Source organism: Rufibacter latericius, from assembly GCF_003721515.1.
Lineage (GTDB): Bacteria > Bacteroidota > Bacteroidia > Cytophagales > Hymenobacteraceae > Nibribacter > Nibribacter latericius.
Window position 1 is genome coordinate 352,078 of sequence record NZ_RJJD01000003.1, and the last position, 15,843, is coordinate 367,920.

The following is a 15,843-nucleotide window of genomic DNA, read 5'->3' on the forward strand; positions in this document are numbered from 1 at the left end:
GCAAGAGTAGAAAGCTTTTCCTGCATCAAAAAAGAAATGTGATGAACAGGCAGGAAAATGGGACAGATGCTTCAGCACCTACCAAAATCAAGAAAAATCAGAAAGAATTAGAGGTTTTTTGCGGACAGAACGCCCGAAAAAAGGAGTAGAAAGGCAAAGCCCCGAAAGCTATTCCTTCGCTTTCAGGGCTGAGTACAACACCGGACTGAAAAACCGAAGGTTCTCCAACAGGCACGTCATGGTGTAAAATTTATCAAGGTTAACGTCTTCACTTTCGGCCATGGAAACCAGGAAAGCATCCAGGGTCTCTACCAACTTATCATCAAATTCCTCTTCGGTCATTTTCATACGTTATACTTTACAGGAAAGAAGCCTCCCTTTTAAACCCGGACTTCAGCCCAGGTTTGGTGACGATTTCTCAAAAACAGGCCCTAAACGCCAGCCCAGAAGTTGGATAATTTTAGATCTAACATCTCCCTTTACTTGGCGTGGCTGCAGGAGAAGAACACCGTTTTTGGCTCAGTAATTCAAAACGAAGGCATTTCCGTTTAGGGCCTGTTTTCGTAAAACAGGCCCTAAACGGAAAGAATGCTTAAAGCCGTTCTCCTGGCTTACAGCACCAGTTGGTGGTAAAGGCGCTGAAGGGTTTCCTGCGGATCGGTACACAAACCGGGGTGAACGGGAGAGGTCTGGACAATGGTGCTGCGGGTGGCGGTGAGCCACCTAAAACGCGAAGCCAGGGGGAACTGGCCAATAGTGCCCCCGTTTTTCCCGCCGGAACAGATGCGCTGAAAAGCTTCCAGACGGTCCTGAAGTTCGGCGAGTTCTACGGGTCCGGCAAAGGCCTGTAGCCGCGCCTCGTTTAAGTGGAAAACGGTTTGTAGGAAGCCCCGGGCAGAACAGTAGAGAATGACACCTACATTGAGAAACTCCTCGCGTTCCACGCACGGAACCACCCTTACCACGGCGTACTCAAATAAGTGCTTTTCTTGCATTTTTCGCTTCGTTGACAAAAATTTCTGTATGGGCCAAACGGGTCTCCAGGAACTGGGCGTACGCCTGCCGATGCTCTTGGGCAGAGGCAAAAGGTGAATCTCCGGTGAGCCAATCTTCCGGGATCAAAGATACGATGGATTGGATTCTATCGGGCGTAAGAATCTCTTTGTAGGCAGCGTTTACGGCTTCTAACTCGGTGGCCTGAGGCAACAGCACATGGTCTTTGATCTGGGCAAACGGACGCTTGGCCTGCTCCTGCCAGTTGTTCCAGGAATGGTGAAAGTAAAAGGCCGCGCCGTGGTCTATGAGCCACAGTTCCTTGTGCCACATGAGCATGTTGGTGTTGCGGGCCGTGCGGTCTACGTTAGTAATGAGGCAGTCCAGCCACACAATCTGAGAGGCCAGCTTCGCATCAACGGTGGTCACCAGGGCATCAAAGGTGATGGCTTTTGACAGGTAATGGAGCCCCAGGTTGAGGCCCTCGCTGAAGCGGAGCAGGTCCTGGATTTCCTCGTCTGGCTCCGTGCGCCCGAAGCTTTCGTCCAGGTTTGCGAAAACCAGCTCCGGAATGCGTAAACCCAGCAGGCGGGCAATTTCACCTGCCACCAGCTCGGCAATAAGGGCTTTCACGCCTTGTCCGGCCCCCCTGAATTTGAGCACATAGAGGAACTCATCGTCAGCCTCTACAATAGCCGGCAGAGAACCGCCTTCGCGCAGCGGGGTCACGTACCGCACCACATTGACGTTTCTTAGCTCTGGTTGCGTATCGTTCATAAAGGATAATCTACTAAACATGGACTGGTACCGGGCACGAACCAAAGCGGTACTGCCCGGCAAATTTACCAGTTTACTGGGTTGAACTCTCTGTTTACGGAAAAAGACGAAGGTAGCCTAAAAGCCTTAGTCATTCAGAAGCCATTCAAGCGCGGCCTCCTTGTCAAAGTGCACTTTGATGTTCCAGGCCGAAGGTGCTTCTTTCTCAGAAGCAGGCTTTTCGTACACTTTATTGGGGTTGGTCATGACAAAGCATTCAGGGGCCATAACGATAGCGAATTTACGGAGCTGGAAGGAGGTGAACAATGGCGCCATGTTTTGCTTTAGCCAGGCTTGGTTTTCCGGAAGCATGACTTTGATTTTTTGGGCATCGGTGAGCCACAGCTTTATTCCTTTTGCCTGGGCTCGGTCAATGGCCAACTGGTAGCCGTTCCTGAACTGCTCCGTGGTGGGCTGTTGCAGAAACGTGAACTGCAGCATAGCGGCAGGCCTTTCTAACTGTATCCGGATAACCTCATCCTCATAAAGAACTTGCAGGGCCAGGGCTTCCATGTTTTCTTTTCCAAGTTTCCGTTCGCTGAGGCACGTTTCAGAAAAACGTTCTACCTAGGTTTTACTCGGTCTAGGCCCAAACGTTATTTTCCAGTTTTCTAGCTTTTCTTACGGCCTTTCCAGTTCTTTCTGGATTTTTCTTTCTCTTGCTCGGTCCTGAACTTCTCAAATTCATCGTTGGGCAAGGTCACCGAATAGTAAGCCGAGGACAGAATAATTAAATCTTCGTCAAAGTCATATTCCAGGGTTAAGAACAACTGCTTGGCAGGATTATGCACGTACTCCTCCCCTTCCCTGTCAAACACCTTGAACTCGTATTCGCCGTCCTGGGGTTTCTTGCCGCTGACCCGGGCCAGGCAGTCGCCGGTGATGACCAGAGGGGTTTCCAGTTCCACCAGGTACTCAAAATCCTGATAGTAGCGGCCGTCTTTCTTGCTGGTCAGGTATTCAATGTCGTCAAGGTAGACTTCTATGTTCTGATGCCGGCTGTCGCGCTGCGTGGAGATGTCAAGAATGTTGCCTATTACTTTCATGGATTTGGGCTAAGAAGGCTGGCTGCCCACTTGGGGCAATGCGTTTCAAAGTAAACGCCAAAGGTACGGCTTTAAGTTGTACATCAAGAATTCGGACCGGACCTGCTTTCTGAGCCCTTCGCCGCAACCACTTTGCCTACTTAGTTAGGCCCATATTTCCCTCGGGCTTAATGCCGATTCCCTTTTAAGCCCGTTTTGTTTAAAACATGCCTAAAACAGAATTCACCCTCAATCCCAGGCTTTAGTTATACCGCCCTTTCCGTTGGGGATCCTGGAGGAAAAGTTGGAGGAAGATTTTCTGGTCGGTGATGACCGCGCGCTGCGTGGAAAATTCCTCTAACCGGCGGTTGGTGGTATACCCGAAATGCTCGTACCCCAGACTCAGGTTTTTGTACACCTGCACCGTGACCCTCGGCCGAATGATCCCGATGGAATTGCTGCCTTCCAGCCCCTCAAATGTCTTCAACCAGTAATGGTAGTACACAAAGGCGGCGGTGGCGTACCTTCCCAAGCTCAGGGTGCTTTCCACTTTACTGTGCAGACCGGTGGTATAGACATAGTCGCGGAGACCGTTTTCATCTGGGGCGAAGCGGGTGCTGTTGCCCGCCAGCGGAATTACGCCCAAGTGCGCATTGGTGTACAGGTTCAGTTGGTTTGTGATGGGCAAACGGCTAAACACGCCTCCCCCGAAGCCCAGAGCTCCCAAGTCAAAGTTCCGGGTGTTCCAGTAGTCATAATACTGAAAAACGCCCGAGAGCAGATCCAACTTACCTAGTTTTCCGTTTTTGCCCCATAAAATGCCATAACCCGTGATGTTGTTGATGGTGCCCGCTTTGGTGTCTTCTCCACCCTTGCTGAACTCCGCCCTTATCCGGAATAAATCAAAGGGTTTGCGTTTCTGCAACTCAAACGGGTTTCCGTAATCCAGCTGCACGTTGAGCATGCCCTTGGTATCGGCGGGGCCGAAGACATCGTCCTGCTTTTCGTTCTGACGGTGCACCCCGGCAAACAAGGTGATGTTGATGGGTTCCTTCTCGTACACCTCTTTGTTGGTGACCTGGAAGGTTTTCCCCTGTAACAGACGGTTCAGGCCCCGAACGGGGTTCACCAAACCGGCGGCAATCTCGCGCACCGCCCGTTCTCTGCCCCTGGTTCTATCATCCAGTATGTTAGAACTCAACCGGTACAGAATCTCACCAAGCGCCGCGCCGTTCAGCGGGGTATAAATCATGTCATTGTAAGAAGGCAGCGTGTTCTCGCCCAGGTACTCCCAGGTTAGGCTTCCGCCCACGGCAAACGGCAGCGATTGCCAGTAATTGTACCCTTGTGAACGGGCGGCGTTGAAGTACAGCGTCCCTTGGTACGGGTGCCCGATGAAGTTGATTCCGAACTCATCGGTGTCCCACTCAGGCTTTGATTTAAGGTTGGTTCTCCAGGTACTGGGACTCACGTAGCCGTATTCAGCCTTGGCCACATAGCGATTGTACCCCATAAAAAGAGCATTGACCCCGATGACCTGGGCGGTAGGTTTCCAGAGGGGTTGCCGCTTGTTGTACTCCGGATCATCGTGGAGCAGGTCTCCGTATTTATTGAAAAGGGTGGTGTCAAGCAGGAAGGCGGTAGCGGGCTCGGTGCCACCGGGTGCCTCGGTGAAAAGGCTTTTCTTGCGTTCCTTAATGCGTTGGAGTTGCTCCTCGCGGTTGCCCCGCCCCGGCTTTATGGAGTCTGGGGCCGTAATTACCTGGGCCTTAGAGACCGTTACCCAAAATAAAAAAAAGAGAATAAGTTTATAGTTCATACAGAGCACGTAACATGGGCAGGAAACCCTGGAAAGTTGGGGCAGGAAATAATCCTAAAACCAAGATAATTTCTTGTACCTACACGCGTCATACGGCAAAACCTGAGAAAAGTAGTACTTCCTATAGGTGCGGCAATCCTTTAAACCTAACCGAAAAGCTGCGAGCGTTTGTTTTAGCCTTGTTTTCAGAAAATTAGCCCTAAAAGGGAATTGAAACTTTTGTTTGTTTCTCCCCGGTTTTCCTCAGCCAAAAACAACAGCAACCTCGGTCCTACAAAACCTGTTTAAACAGGCATCTTCCCTACTCAAACAGACCTAACATGATCCGGTGGAGTGACGTAATCAAATATGCCAAGTACAGCAACCCGGAGCCAGCCACCCGCGTGGAGAGAACCGAACTGGATTGGCAGCAAATTCTTACCCCTGCCCAGTTCCGGATTTTAAGGCTTAAGGAAACAGAATCGCCGTACCGAAATGCCTATTGCCGCTCCTATGAACCCGGGGTGTATGCCTGCGCCGGTTGCGGAAACCTCCTCTTCGATTCTTCCCAGAAATACCACGCCATTTCGGGGTGGCCCAGTTTTACCCAACCGCTTACCAAAAGCGCCCTCAAGTATCTTTTCGATGACACGCACCACATGCATCGGGTAGAAGTGCAGTGCAATGTCTGTGACGGACACCTGGGCCATGTCTTCCCGGATGGACCTCCGCCTCACGGCTTGCGCTACTGCATCAACTCAGAAAGTTTAGTCAGATTAGAGGCAGTTTCTGGAAAAGGGGAAGAAAATGCCTGAGAATGTATGCCACAATGGGTATCCTATGAAAAACGAGTACGCCTTTAATCCTCCTTTGAATGAGTTAGGGGTGATTACTCCTACTGATCTTGGCACTTCTGAGAACAGAATTGATTTACTTCTTACCAACTGCTTTCCGATTCCTCAACTGCCCTTTGTCATCCCCTTCCCCCTTTGCAGGGTGATGAAATGGGATTAGGAAAAGATAACCTTGGGTAAAGCAAAAGCCCCATGCATTTCCCTTTTATAGGAAATACATGGGGCATTTACCTTTTGAAGTAGCTACTACTTCTTAGTGGCTACTACTTCTTAGAAGTCTTTTGAGTAGACGTTTTCTGGCTAGGAACCGGAAATCCCCGGTCACGCATGAGTGCGTCTATCTTGGCGTCACGGCCGCGGAACAGGCGGTACGCTTCGGCAGGGTCCATGGAGTTGCGCGGGGCGAAAAGGTATTTCACTAGTTTTGCCGCCACTTCCTTGTCATAGAAACCGCCCGGGGCTTCCTCAAAGGCTTCGGCGGCATCTGCCGTCAGGACATCGGCCCAGAGGTAACCGTAGTAGCCGGTGGCATAGCCTTCGCCGGAGAATACGTGGGTAAAGTGGGGCGATCGGTGACGCATCACTACCTCTTTGGGCATGTTGAGGGCCGCCAGCGTTTCGCGTTCAAATTTGTCAGGGTCCAAGCCGGTCGGGTCTGGAACGGTGTGGAACTTCATGTCCATCAACGCTGAAGCCAGAAACTCAGTCGTTTCGAAGCCTTGGTTGAACGTAGCGGCCTTCTTGATCTTGGCTACCAACTCTGGTGGCATCACCTTGCCGGTTTTATGGTGCTTCAGGAACTGGTTAATGACCTTGTCGGTAGACAACCAGCGTTCCAGCAACTGGCTCTGGAACTCAGTATAGTCACGAACGCCGCTGTTCAGGGTTGGATACTTCACGTTAGAGGCCAAGAAATGAAGCGCGTGCCCAAACTCATGGAAAAACGTGGTAGCATCGTCCCAGGAAACCAGCACCGGCTCGCCGGGTGCGGGCTTAATGAAGTTGGAGTTGTTAGAGGCCAGCACCGTCTTCTTGCCATCAAACGTAGAGAAGCTGCGGTACTGCGAGGCCCAGGCCCCCGAACGTTTGCCCGGACGCGCAAATGGGTCCAGGTACCACAAGCCAATATGCGCCCCGGTGGTTTTATCGGTTACCTCCCACACTTTCACATCTTCGTGGAACACGGGTACTGATCCGGCGGGAACTGGCTTAAACGAGAAGTTGAACAGCTCACCGGCGGTAAAGAAGATGGCCTGGGTGAGATTGCCTAATTCTAAGTACTGCTTCACTTCATCAGAGTCCAGAGCATACTTCTTCTGGCGCACTTTCTCAGCGTAGTAGCGGTAATCCCAAGGGGCAATGGTGATTTTGGAGCCGCTGGTATTGGCAACGGCCTGCATGTCTTTTACCTCTTGCTTCACCCGGGCCAACGCCGCCGGCCACACGGCGTTCATCAGGTTCATGGCATTCTGTGGGTTCTTGGCCATGCGGTTCTGCAGGCGCCAGTCGGCGTAGGTGTCATAGCCCAGCAATTTCACGCGTTCATCACGCAGCTCCAGAATACGGGTGATGTTCTTGTTGTTGTCGTTCGCATCGCCGTTGTCGCCGCGGGAATAATAGGTGTTCCAGACTTTCTCGCGCAGGGCACGGTTATCAGAATACGTCAGGAACTGGTCCATGGAAGACCGGGTGTTGGTGATGGCGTACATGTCTGGCTTGCCGTTGTCAGCGGCGGCTTTGGCAGCGGCCTTCACGAACGACTCCGGCAAACCACCCAGTTGGTCTTTGGTAATGTAGGTCACGTATTTCTCTTCATCGGCGAGCACATTGTTCCCATAAGAAGTGTACAGCGAGGACAGCTCCTTGTTGATGGCGGCGTAGCGCTGTTTGGCTTCGGGACTAAGGCCCGCTCCTTCCATGGCGAACTCCTCATGAATCAATTGCACCACCCGCTGCTGGTCTGGAGCCAACGGGGTTTTCTGCGCGTTGTCATACACGGCCTTGATGCGCTGGTACAACTTAGGGTTTTGTGAAATCTGCGACCGGAATTCCGAGATTCTAGGGGCCAGTTCGGCTTGAATCTTCCGGTACTCCGGTGATGACATATTGCTGCCCCAGATGCCGTAGTAAATAAAAGCCCGGCTTAAATCCTCACCTGCTTTCTCATAGGGCACAATGGTGTTTTCGAACGTGGGCGCGGCTGGATTATTCACAAGGGCTTCGATATCTGCCAAGTGCAGGGCCATGCCCTTTTCCATTGCCGGCTTGATATCGGATAGTTTCATTTTGTCAAAGGCTGGTACGCCTCCGTAGGGTCCCGTCCATTTGGCTAACAACAAATTCTCTGGTTCCTGAGGCGTTTGGGTAACGGCCGGAGTGGCAGGTGCAGTGGCGGTGGGTTGTTGCGGCTGGGTGGAGGTACAGCCCACAAGTGCCAGCAAGACCAAGAAACCAGGTTTCTTTCTGGCAGGTATAAAGGAGTTGTTCATAAATTGAGACGTTGCAGGCAGGAGCAATCCCCTGCGTTTTAAGGGTAATAAACCTAAAGTTACGAAAAAGCAGGGAAAGCATCAGAATCGGGGAAAACACCTTCATTAGGCAACCGTTGCCTTGAGAGGCCTTCTCCAAGCAGGTCAAACCACCTAAAATGCGTATCTTCAGGGTTTGGAAACACAGGGCAACATGGCGGACAGAGAACAGGCAGCAGTAGCAAAAAACATTCACCCCACAGACTATCTTTTACCCGAGGTTTCAGTTGCTTCCCTCACCTACGCTACCATCGCCCGACATTCCTCAGCCGAGGCCATGGCAGGCGGCACCATCGGTTTTGACCTACACCCGGTGCAGATTGAGTTGAATGCCGCCTCTATTTCAGGCACCTCGCCGTTCGGCCGTTTTCCTACGGTGGCGGTAGTCCAGAACCGTTTCGGGTTGCTGGTTTCCTGTGGTTGCGGAGCTCCAAAACGAGCATTGTGCGCACACCAATCACAGGTGCTCCAGGTTCTTCTGAACCGACAGGACCTGAAGGTATTCTTTGACGATCAGCTTCGGCGCGAAAAGATAAAGCCTTTGGCAGCCGAGTACGGGTTGGCACAGGAAGCCGACCTGGACCAGTACTTTGCCCTGGAATACGCCCAAAAGACCCTGAAGATCAAGCCTCGTCTTCCAGAGCTTTTACCTGTCACCGAGGAAACACAGGCCCTTCTGAAAGAGAAACTGGTGCCCAAAACAGGCCTGCCATTTCTACCCTCGGGAGCCAAACCGAAAGAAAACACCCAGTACATTCTGGTGCTGGGAGAACATAAATATTACAAGCACCTGAATGTGGAGTTGCTGGAGGCGGCCACTACCCAAACGGGTAAAATCAAGAACCCGTTGAAAGCCCTCAGCCCGCTGGACTTTGTCTGGAAAACCAACGAACCCGAGGAACTCCGGTTTTTCACGGCCCTTTCCCGGTTCCAGAACAACTACAACACCGAACCCACTGAGGCCGATCTTGAAGCGTTGAAGGCACTGGTGCACAACCCCTTGAACCTGGAGGTGTACCAACACAACCCCGAGGCTTCGGCCAACATCACGGCTAGTTCCGTTTCGCCGGTTCAACTGAAAAAAACGCCTTTGGATCTGGTGCTGGACGTACAGGTCAAAGATGAATTCTACTCCATTACCGCGCAACTGCTTCTGGAGGACCACCCTTTTCCCCTGAAGAACCTGCAACTGAAATATGGGCACTTTCTGCAAATCCAGAACGGCTTGTATTTACTGCATAACCCAGACCTGCGCCGGGTCATTGATTTTTTTCAAAAGCGCGGGTATTACCTGCTGGTGCACGCCTCTAAGTTTGAGGAGTTCCGGGAAAACATCCTATCCAATCTGGAAGCCAAAATCCGGGTGTCGTACGCGTTCCTGAAACCGGCCACCCCGCAGCAACTGGAAGAACAGGGCTTTGACGAAGGCCGCGAGCAGATCATCTATTTATCTGAATCGGAGGATTTCGTGCTGTTGACCCCGGTGATGCGGTACGGGCACGTGGAGATTCCGGTGTTTTCCAGAAAGCAGATCTATGGCACCGATGTGCTGGGCAACACCTTCACCGTGGTGCGTGACCGGGAAGCCGAGTTGCAGTTTACCTCCCTCATCTTACGGCAGCACCCGCTTTTCAAAGAGCAACTGCACCTAGACTGCTTTTACCTGCACAAGGACCGGTTTATGGCCGAGGACTGGTTTCTGGAGGCTTTTGAAACCTGGCGGAACCACCACATAACTATTTTAGGCTTCAAAGAACTCAAGCAGAACCGCCTGAATGCACACAAAGCCAAAATCACCATTCTGGTCACCAGTGGCATCAACTGGTTCGATACTTCCTTAGATGTGCAGTTTGGCAAGCAGAAGGCCTCCCTCAAAAACCTGCATAAATCACTGCGCAGCAAAAGTCGCTTTGTGCAACTGGATGATGGTACCCAAGGCATTCTGCCGCAGGAATGGATAGAGAAACTGCAATCCTTCTTCGGGGCTGCCGAGGTAGTGGGAGAACGCCTGCGCACCCCAAAAATGAACTTCGCCGGAATTGAGGAACTCTACGAAACCGAGGTCCTGAGCCAGGAAGTACGCGAGGAACTGGCCCTTTACCGGCGCAAACTGACCAATTTCGAAGCCATTCCTGAAGTGGAAGTGCCGCAGGACCTGACCGCCACCCTGCGCGATTACCAAAAACAAGGCTTGAACTGGCTCAGCTTCCTGGACGAGCTCAACTTCGGCGGCTGCCTCGCCGATGACATGGGTTTGGGGAAAACGGTGCAAATTTTGGCCTTCCTGCTTTCGCAGCGGGGCAAAGTCGCGCGCAACACCAACCTGGTGGTGGTGCCCACCTCGCTCCTGTTCAACTGGCAGGAAGAAACCGCCCTGTTCGCGCCATCGCTCAAGATTTTGACCGTTTACGGAAACAACCGGATAGATAGCCTGCAGGACCTGGACGCCTACGAACTGGTGTTGACCACCTACGGCACCTTGCTCTCAGACATCGGGCTACTGAAAGAGTATCGCTTTAACTACGTGATCCTGGACGAGTCACAGAACATCAAGAACCCTGAGTCGCAGCGGTACCGGGCCGTGCGCCTGCTGCAGGCCAGAAATCGGTTGGTGCTCACCGGCACCCCGCTAGAAAACAACACCTATGACCTTTACGGACAGCTTTCCTTCGCCTGCCCCGGTCTGTTGGGCAACAAGCGCTACTTCCGGGACCATTACTCCAAACCCATTGATCAGTTCAAAAGCTACAAACGGGCCGCCGAACTGCAGCGCAAGATCAGTCCGTTCCTGCTGAGGCGCACCAAGGAGCATGTAGCCAAAGAACTGCCCGAGAAAACCGAAATGGTGCTGTACTGCGAGATGGGCACCAGCCAGCGCCAGACCTACGCCGCCTATGAACGTGAGATCAGGGAGTTTATCTCGGCCCAGGCTGAAGAGGAAATTCAGAAGAACCCCATGCACGTGCTGCGCGGACTCACGCGATTGCGTCAGATCTGCAATTCCCCCGCCCTGCTGCCCGAAGAAGCCTCTACCGGCGAAGCCTCGGCCAAACTGACCGTACTCCTGGAACAGATTGAGAGCAAAGCGCCCCACCACAAAATCCTGGTGTTCTCGCAGTTCGTGTCCATGCTGGAACTCATCCAGAAAGAGTTGACCAAGCGGGGCATCAAATTCGTGACGCTCACCGGCCAGACAAAGGACCGGGCTGGAGCGGTAGCCACGTTCCAGGACCAGGAAGACGTACGGGTGTTTCTCATCAGTTTGAAGGCGGGCGGCACTGGCCTCAACCTTACCCGCGCCGATTATGTGTACCTGGTAGACCCGTGGTGGAACCCCGCCGTGGAAAACCAGGCCATAGACCGCACCTACCGCATTGGGCAGGAGAAAAACGTGGTGGCCGTCCGGCTGATTTGCCCTAACACCGTGGAAGAGAAAATCATGAAACTACAGGCCACTAAAAAAGACCTGGTGCAGGACCTGATCAAAACCGACGGCGGCTTACTCAAAACCATGAGCAAACAGGAATTGCTTGCCTTGCTAGGGTAACAGGAAGGTAATAAGCAATTCCCGGTTTGACGTTCCTTTTAAGAAAAAGGCCCTAAAACGAAATCATACCAGGAAAATAGGCCCAAAGATCCATTTTGTTTTACCGCCGTTTTCAAGAAAGCGGCGGTAAAACCGTTGGAAAAGTAGTCACAATTACTCTGTTAAAGCTGGCTTTTAGGGTTTGGAGGTAAGTTCCAATAAGGATATGGTGTATTCTTTGGTGGTGCTGTTGTAGGAGTAGCTGTATTTCTGAGGGTACAACCCGGGCTTCTGGTAACTGGGTGGCTGCGGAATGCTCATGGTTTCGGTACCTTTCGCAGGCAGGGTGCTCAAGTAAGCCAAAGTGAACATGGGTTCATGGAAGATGTATTCCCCTTCAAAGGAACCGTAAATAAAGTTCTTCGCGAAATTACCCGGGGCATTGTTCATGTCAGTGGCATCTACCCAGTGCGCTCCCATGCCGGGCACTATTCCTGGGGTAAGGATATAGTTTTGCGGAATAAACTGGGAATTGGGAGTATCATCCAATTCAAGACTTCCTTGAATGGCGGCTACTTCGGCTTCGGGAATCATGTAGAAATGAAGGTCGAAGTGAGGCACGTTGTACAATCCCGGAGGTTCATGCCCCTGAGGGTTCCAGTCCAGCATGACATGGTCATAGAGCGTCTGCTCTGCCTGCGGCGGAAGGGAAAGCATGTACATGCGCATGGTTGTGCCCAGCCCGGCGGCATTTATTGCACCTTCAGAGAAAGTCACCCCGATGGAGGTGGGGACCCCTGCTTCATCAGTGGTGACCCAGGTTTTGGCATTCCCCTGCCCTACTCCTATCTGCGGACCATAGAACGTTCCGGCCCGGTTTTCGTCTTCTTCGTCATCGGAGCAGGTGGTAAACAAAGACAGGCACAGGAGAACACTGCACCATAAAAGCGTTTTGGTTTTCATTAGATGTGCATTCATGTTGACATGGTTTTCTGGTAGAGAAAGCCGGTTCAGTTCAGAAAAAAGTATAGTACATCTTACTGCCCGGGCGATTCCTGAAGTATAGAATGAAACAGAGCCTGAACGCAAGGCACGTCAGGAGAAAGGCGGGAATCTCCTCTTAGGGAGGGCGAAGAAAGGGGGACTTTCAGGACCAAGGCAGGGGGAACCCCCCGCTTGGTTTAAGGTATATTTCCAGAAAACAGGGTTAAAACGGCCTTACAGAATTAAGGGCTTTAATCCGCTACTCACTAGGCAGGGTGTCCAATTCTTTTTACCACAGGTGAAATCCAATTTCCTCCCGGAGATAGGTAGGCTATCTTTAAGGAAGGTAGGCATTGTCTTCTTACAATCCAATAGAGCATTGCTTTTATCTACTTCAGGCCTTAGCCTTTCCTTTATTTGCCGCTATACGTTCGGTTTACCGGTGGTAAGCAAACCTCTGCTGCCTCCTTTCGGTAAAGAGAAGGGTTTAATTGTCTTGGACTTAAACCTAAGGGCGTGTTCATCAGGAAAATCACCTTTCTCCTTGTCTTCATCGGGCTGGCAGGCTGTTCAAGCCAAAACCTTCATAAACCAGGGCTGATCACCCATCAGACCATGGTGGTCTCTGCGCATCCGCTGGCCTCTGCCGTAGGTGCCGAAATCTTAAAGCGGGGCGGCAATGCCGTAGACGCAGCAGTAGCGGTTCAGTTTGCGTTGGCTGTGGTCTACCCCGATGCCGGCAACATTGGAGGGGGCGGGTTCCTGGTTCTCCGACTACAAGATGGTACCCTGAACACCCTGGATTACCGTGAAAAGGCGCCATCTAAAGCCCACCGCGACATGTACCTGAACGGCCAGGGAGAAGTCATCGAGAACCTAAGCTACAAAGGGCATCTGGCCCCCGGCGTGCCCGGTACGGTAGACGGCATGGTACAAGCGCACGCGAAATACGGCCACCTGCCCTGGGCCCAATTGGTACAACCTGCCGTTCTCCTCGCCTCTAATGGGTTCCCCCTGACCAAAAAAGAAGCTAAAAAGCTGAACGAGCAACGAAAGGATTTTCTCAAATACAACACCCGGCGGCCCGGTTTTATCCTGAAGGACCACTGGCGCGAAGGCGACACTTTACGCCTGAAGGACCTGGCCCGCACCCTGGCCTTCATCCGGGACAAAGGTCGGGCTGGTTTCTATGAGGGTCCCACCGCAGATTCCCTCGTGGCCGAAATGAAACGCGGCACCGGCATCATCACCAAAGCTGACCTGGCGGCTTACCGTGCGGTCTGGCGAAAACCCATCACCGGGCAAGTGGGTGATTATCGGGTCATCTCCATGCCTCCCCCATCCAGCGGCGGAATCGCCTTGATCCAACTGCTCACCCTGGCCAAAGACTATCCCGTGAAACAATGGGGTTGGAACACTATGGCCTCGGCTCACCTCATGATAGAGGCAGAAAGAAGAGTCTACGCCGACCGGGCCCGGCATTTCGGCGACGCCGATTTCTATGAGGTGCCGGTCAGTGGCTTATTGAACCCCACGTACATCAAGAGCAGGATGAAAGGCTATTCCGCTAAGAAAGCCACTCCCAGCGAGAAAGTATCGGCGGGAGTGCCGCCACTGCCCGAGGGCAACCATACCACGCACTACTCTATTGTAGATGCCCAGGGAAATGCGGTCTCGGTGACCACTACCCTTAACAGCAGTTTCGGGAGTAAGGTCTTTGTGGGTGGCGCGGGTTTCCTGCTGAACAACGAGATGGACGATTTCAGCATAAAACCGGGGTTTCCCAACAGCTACGGATTGGTGGGCGAGGAAGCAAATGCCATTGCTCCCAACAAACGCATGCTCAGTTCCATGACGCCTACCATCCTGGAAAAAGACGGAAAACTGTTCATGGTGGTAGGGGCTATGGGCGGTTCCACCATCATTACTACCGTGTACCAGATCATCCAGAACGTAACGGAGCACGGCCACACCATGCAGGGCGCCATCAGTGCCGGACGGTTTCACCACCAATGGAAACCCAATTGGGTGCTCTCAGAATGGGGTGCCCTGGGGTTCGGGACGGGTGCCGGGCTTTGGCTCAAGGGTCATAAAATCGCTCCGAAATACGGCGGAATCGGTCGGGCGGCAGGTATCAAGGTGTTACCAGATGGTCGGTTGGAAGGTGGGGCAGACCCACGGGGAGATGATGCGGCTGCGGGTTTTTGAAACTGCCTTATTTTTGCCTTCAGATAACTGGGATCATGTAAAGGCAATTTCTGGCACTCAGCCTTTGCTTTTTGTTGATTAGTGTTTCCTGCCCGGGCACTAGGGACGGATACTTTCTGTGCCTTTTTCGGAAACTAGCCCTTAAACAGAGGAATCACAGACCTTGGAAGAGGTACTCTAAAAGGAATCAGCTTACCTTTAACGATAGAATTTGCATCGATTAGCAAAAAATAAACACCTTAAAAACGCGCAATTACCTTCCTGACTCTCACCGAATTGTCCTTGAAATTGGGTAAATTAGTTAAGCTCTAAAGGGAAGGAATATGCAAGCTGTTCAAGACCAATGTACCACTACAGATGAGGTTATTGCTGAACTTGACAAAATCATTCAGCACTGTATCATGACCAACGACAGGGCCGGGTATTTTGCTGTCCTGTATTACTGCGTCACCTGCCGGGTGAAGGAAGGAATTCTCAAGCACGAGTTTGATGATAATCCCCGCATGGAACTCCTGGATGTGGTCTTCGCCAACCGTTACTTAGAAGCGTGGGGCCTTTGGAAAGCGGGGAAGAAACCAACCCTTTCCTGGGAAGTTGCCTTTAGAAACTGTGGATCTTCTGAGGCTATTATTCTACAGCACCTGTTGCTGGGCATTAACGCCCACATCAACCTGGATCTGGGCATTGCTACGGCACAGGTCATGAAAGGCCAGGATATTCAATTGATCAGAAATGACTTCAACCGCATCAACGCCATCCTGAAAGCCATGGTAGACCGCGTGCAGGACAACCTGGGCAAAGTGTCTCCCTTGTTCCGTCTGCTGGATGTTTACGGCAAAAACCATGATGAACTTCTTACGGGTTTCAGTATTCAGGTTGCCCGGGAAGGTGCCTGGCGCTTTGCCGAAGACTTACACCTGACCTCTGGCCTGCCGTTTCAGACCTGTTTACAGATGAGAGACCAGAAAATAGCCGCGCTCGCCAACCGAATAGCGCACCCTTTGGGGCAGTTTTTGAGAATCATGCTCAAAACCATCCGGACCTCAGAATGGCGCCTGCCGGCCACAAACATCAGATTACTGCGCCTAAGCTGAAGGTTATAGCTCTTCCT

Annotated in this window: 12 protein-coding genes; 4 read left to right on the forward strand and 8 right to left on the reverse strand. The window is 52.1% G+C overall.

Translation table 11 applies throughout. The annotated features are described in order from the left end of the window. Window positions 1-168: 168 nt before the first annotated feature. The 6 genes from EFB08_RS07110 to EFB08_RS07135 all read right to left on the reverse strand — a co-directional run bounded on the left by EFB08_RS07110 (window position 169) and on the right by EFB08_RS07135 (window position 4,653). Entirely contained in the window at window positions 169-348 is a 180-nt protein-coding gene (locus tag EFB08_RS07110) for a hypothetical protein (protein WP_123126241.1), read from the reverse strand. Window positions 349-611: 263 nt separating this feature from the next. After that, complete coding sequence (locus tag EFB08_RS07115; protein ID WP_123126242.1) at window positions 612-995, reverse strand: DUF3037 domain-containing protein; 384 nt, start codon at window positions 993-995, stop codon at window positions 612-614. After that, window positions 973-1,770: a HipA family kinase gene (locus EFB08_RS07120; protein WP_123126243.1), complete on the reverse strand. Its 798-nt coding sequence runs from the start codon at window positions 1,768-1,770 to the stop codon at window positions 973-975. The genes EFB08_RS07115 and EFB08_RS07120 overlap by 23 nt, the downstream gene beginning before the upstream one ends. A 126-nt stretch (window positions 1,771-1,896) precedes the next feature. After that, a complete protein-coding gene (locus EFB08_RS07125; RefSeq protein WP_123126244.1) occupies window positions 1,897-2,322 on the reverse strand; it encodes a hypothetical protein in 426 nt (141 codons plus the stop codon). Between the two features lie 98 nt (window positions 2,323-2,420). Continuing rightward, window positions 2,421-2,855: a hypothetical protein gene (locus EFB08_RS07130; RefSeq protein ID WP_123126245.1), complete on the reverse strand. Its 435-nt coding sequence runs from the start codon at window positions 2,853-2,855 to the stop codon at window positions 2,421-2,423. A gap of 241 nt (window positions 2,856-3,096) precedes the next feature. Then, window positions 3,097-4,653 carry a DUF3943 domain-containing protein gene (locus tag EFB08_RS07135; protein ID WP_123126246.1) on the reverse strand — a complete coding sequence of 519 codons (1,557 nt, stop codon included), beginning with the start codon at window positions 4,651-4,653 and terminating at the stop codon, window positions 3,097-3,099. Between the two features lie 320 nt (window positions 4,654-4,973). On the opposite strand from EFB08_RS07135, the gene msrB reads away from it, so the two are divergent. After that, the gene (msrB, locus tag EFB08_RS07140) at window positions 4,974-5,447 is read left to right on the forward strand and encodes a peptide-methionine (R)-S-oxide reductase MsrB (protein ID WP_123126247.1); all 474 of its coding nucleotides are present in this window, start codon (window positions 4,974-4,976) and stop codon (window positions 5,445-5,447) included. A 302-nt stretch (window positions 5,448-5,749) separates the two neighbouring features. On the opposite strand, the gene EFB08_RS07150 is transcribed toward msrB, so the two are convergent. Beyond that, window positions 5,750-7,975 (reverse strand): M3 family metallopeptidase, encoded by a 2,226-nt coding sequence (locus tag EFB08_RS07150; protein ID WP_123126249.1) that lies wholly within the window; start codon window positions 7,973-7,975, stop codon window positions 5,750-5,752. 193 nt (window positions 7,976-8,168) lie between these two features. Here EFB08_RS07150 and EFB08_RS07155 point away from each other — a divergent pair, with 193 nt between their 5' ends. Continuing rightward, window positions 8,169-11,561 (forward strand): DEAD/DEAH box helicase, encoded by a 3,393-nt coding sequence (locus tag EFB08_RS07155; protein ID WP_123126250.1) that lies wholly within the window; start codon window positions 8,169-8,171, stop codon window positions 11,559-11,561. A gap of 174 nt (window positions 11,562-11,735) precedes the next feature. Here EFB08_RS07155 and EFB08_RS07160 read toward each other — a convergent pair whose 3' ends face one another. Then, window positions 11,736-12,518 carry a DUF5602 domain-containing protein gene (locus EFB08_RS07160; RefSeq protein ID WP_125077672.1) on the reverse strand — a complete coding sequence of 261 codons (783 nt, stop codon included), beginning with the start codon at window positions 12,516-12,518 and terminating at the stop codon, window positions 11,736-11,738. 522 nt (window positions 12,519-13,040) lie between these two features. Between EFB08_RS07160 and ggt the strand changes: the two genes are divergently transcribed. Together ggt and EFB08_RS07170 are read left to right on the forward strand one after the other, a co-directional pair. Further along, window positions 13,041-14,732, forward strand: coding sequence for a gamma-glutamyltransferase (gene ggt, locus EFB08_RS07165; protein WP_123126252.1), 1,692 nt, complete (start codon window positions 13,041-13,043; stop codon window positions 14,730-14,732). Between the two features lie 323 nt (window positions 14,733-15,055). Further along, window positions 15,056-15,826 carry a DUF5995 family protein gene (locus EFB08_RS07170; RefSeq protein WP_123126253.1) on the forward strand — a complete coding sequence of 257 codons (771 nt, stop codon included), beginning with the start codon at window positions 15,056-15,058 and terminating at the stop codon, window positions 15,824-15,826. Window positions 15,827-15,843 lie beyond the last annotated feature (17 nt).

Excerpts from the sequence above, each read along its gene's own strand:
- msrB (WP_123126247.1), top strand. The coding sequence starts at position 4,974 with ATGATCCGGTGGAGTGACGTAATCAAATATGCCAAGTACAGCAACCCG.
- EFB08_RS07130 (WP_123126245.1), bottom strand. The coding sequence starts at position 2,855 with ATGAAAGTAATAGGCAACATTCTTGACATCTCCACGCAGCGCGACAGC.
- EFB08_RS07110 (WP_123126241.1), bottom strand. The coding sequence starts at position 348 with ATGAAAATGACCGAAGAGGAATTTGATGATAAGTTGGTAGAGACCCTG.
- EFB08_RS07125 (WP_123126244.1), bottom strand. The coding sequence starts at position 2,322 with ATGGAAGCCCTGGCCCTGCAAGTTCTTTATGAGGATGAGGTTATCCGG.
- EFB08_RS07155 (WP_123126250.1), top strand. The coding sequence starts at position 8,169 with ATGGCGGACAGAGAACAGGCAGCAGTAGCAAAAAACATTCACCCCACA.
- EFB08_RS07170 (WP_123126253.1), top strand. The coding sequence starts at position 15,056 with ATGCAAGCTGTTCAAGACCAATGTACCACTACAGATGAGGTTATTGCT.
- EFB08_RS07160 (WP_125077672.1), bottom strand. The coding sequence starts at position 12,518 with ATGAATGCACATCTAATGAAAACCAAAACGCTTTTATGGTGCAGTGTT.
- EFB08_RS07135 (WP_123126246.1), bottom strand. The coding sequence starts at position 4,653 with ATGAACTATAAACTTATTCTCTTTTTTTTATTTTGGGTAACGGTCTCT.
- EFB08_RS07150 (WP_123126249.1), bottom strand. The coding sequence starts at position 7,975 with ATGAACAACTCCTTTATACCTGCCAGAAAGAAACCTGGTTTCTTGGTC.
- EFB08_RS07115 (WP_123126242.1), bottom strand. The coding sequence starts at position 995 with ATGCAAGAAAAGCACTTATTTGAGTACGCCGTGGTAAGGGTGGTTCCG.
- EFB08_RS07120 (WP_123126243.1), bottom strand. The coding sequence starts at position 1,770 with ATGAACGATACGCAACCAGAGCTAAGAAACGTCAATGTGGTGCGGTAC.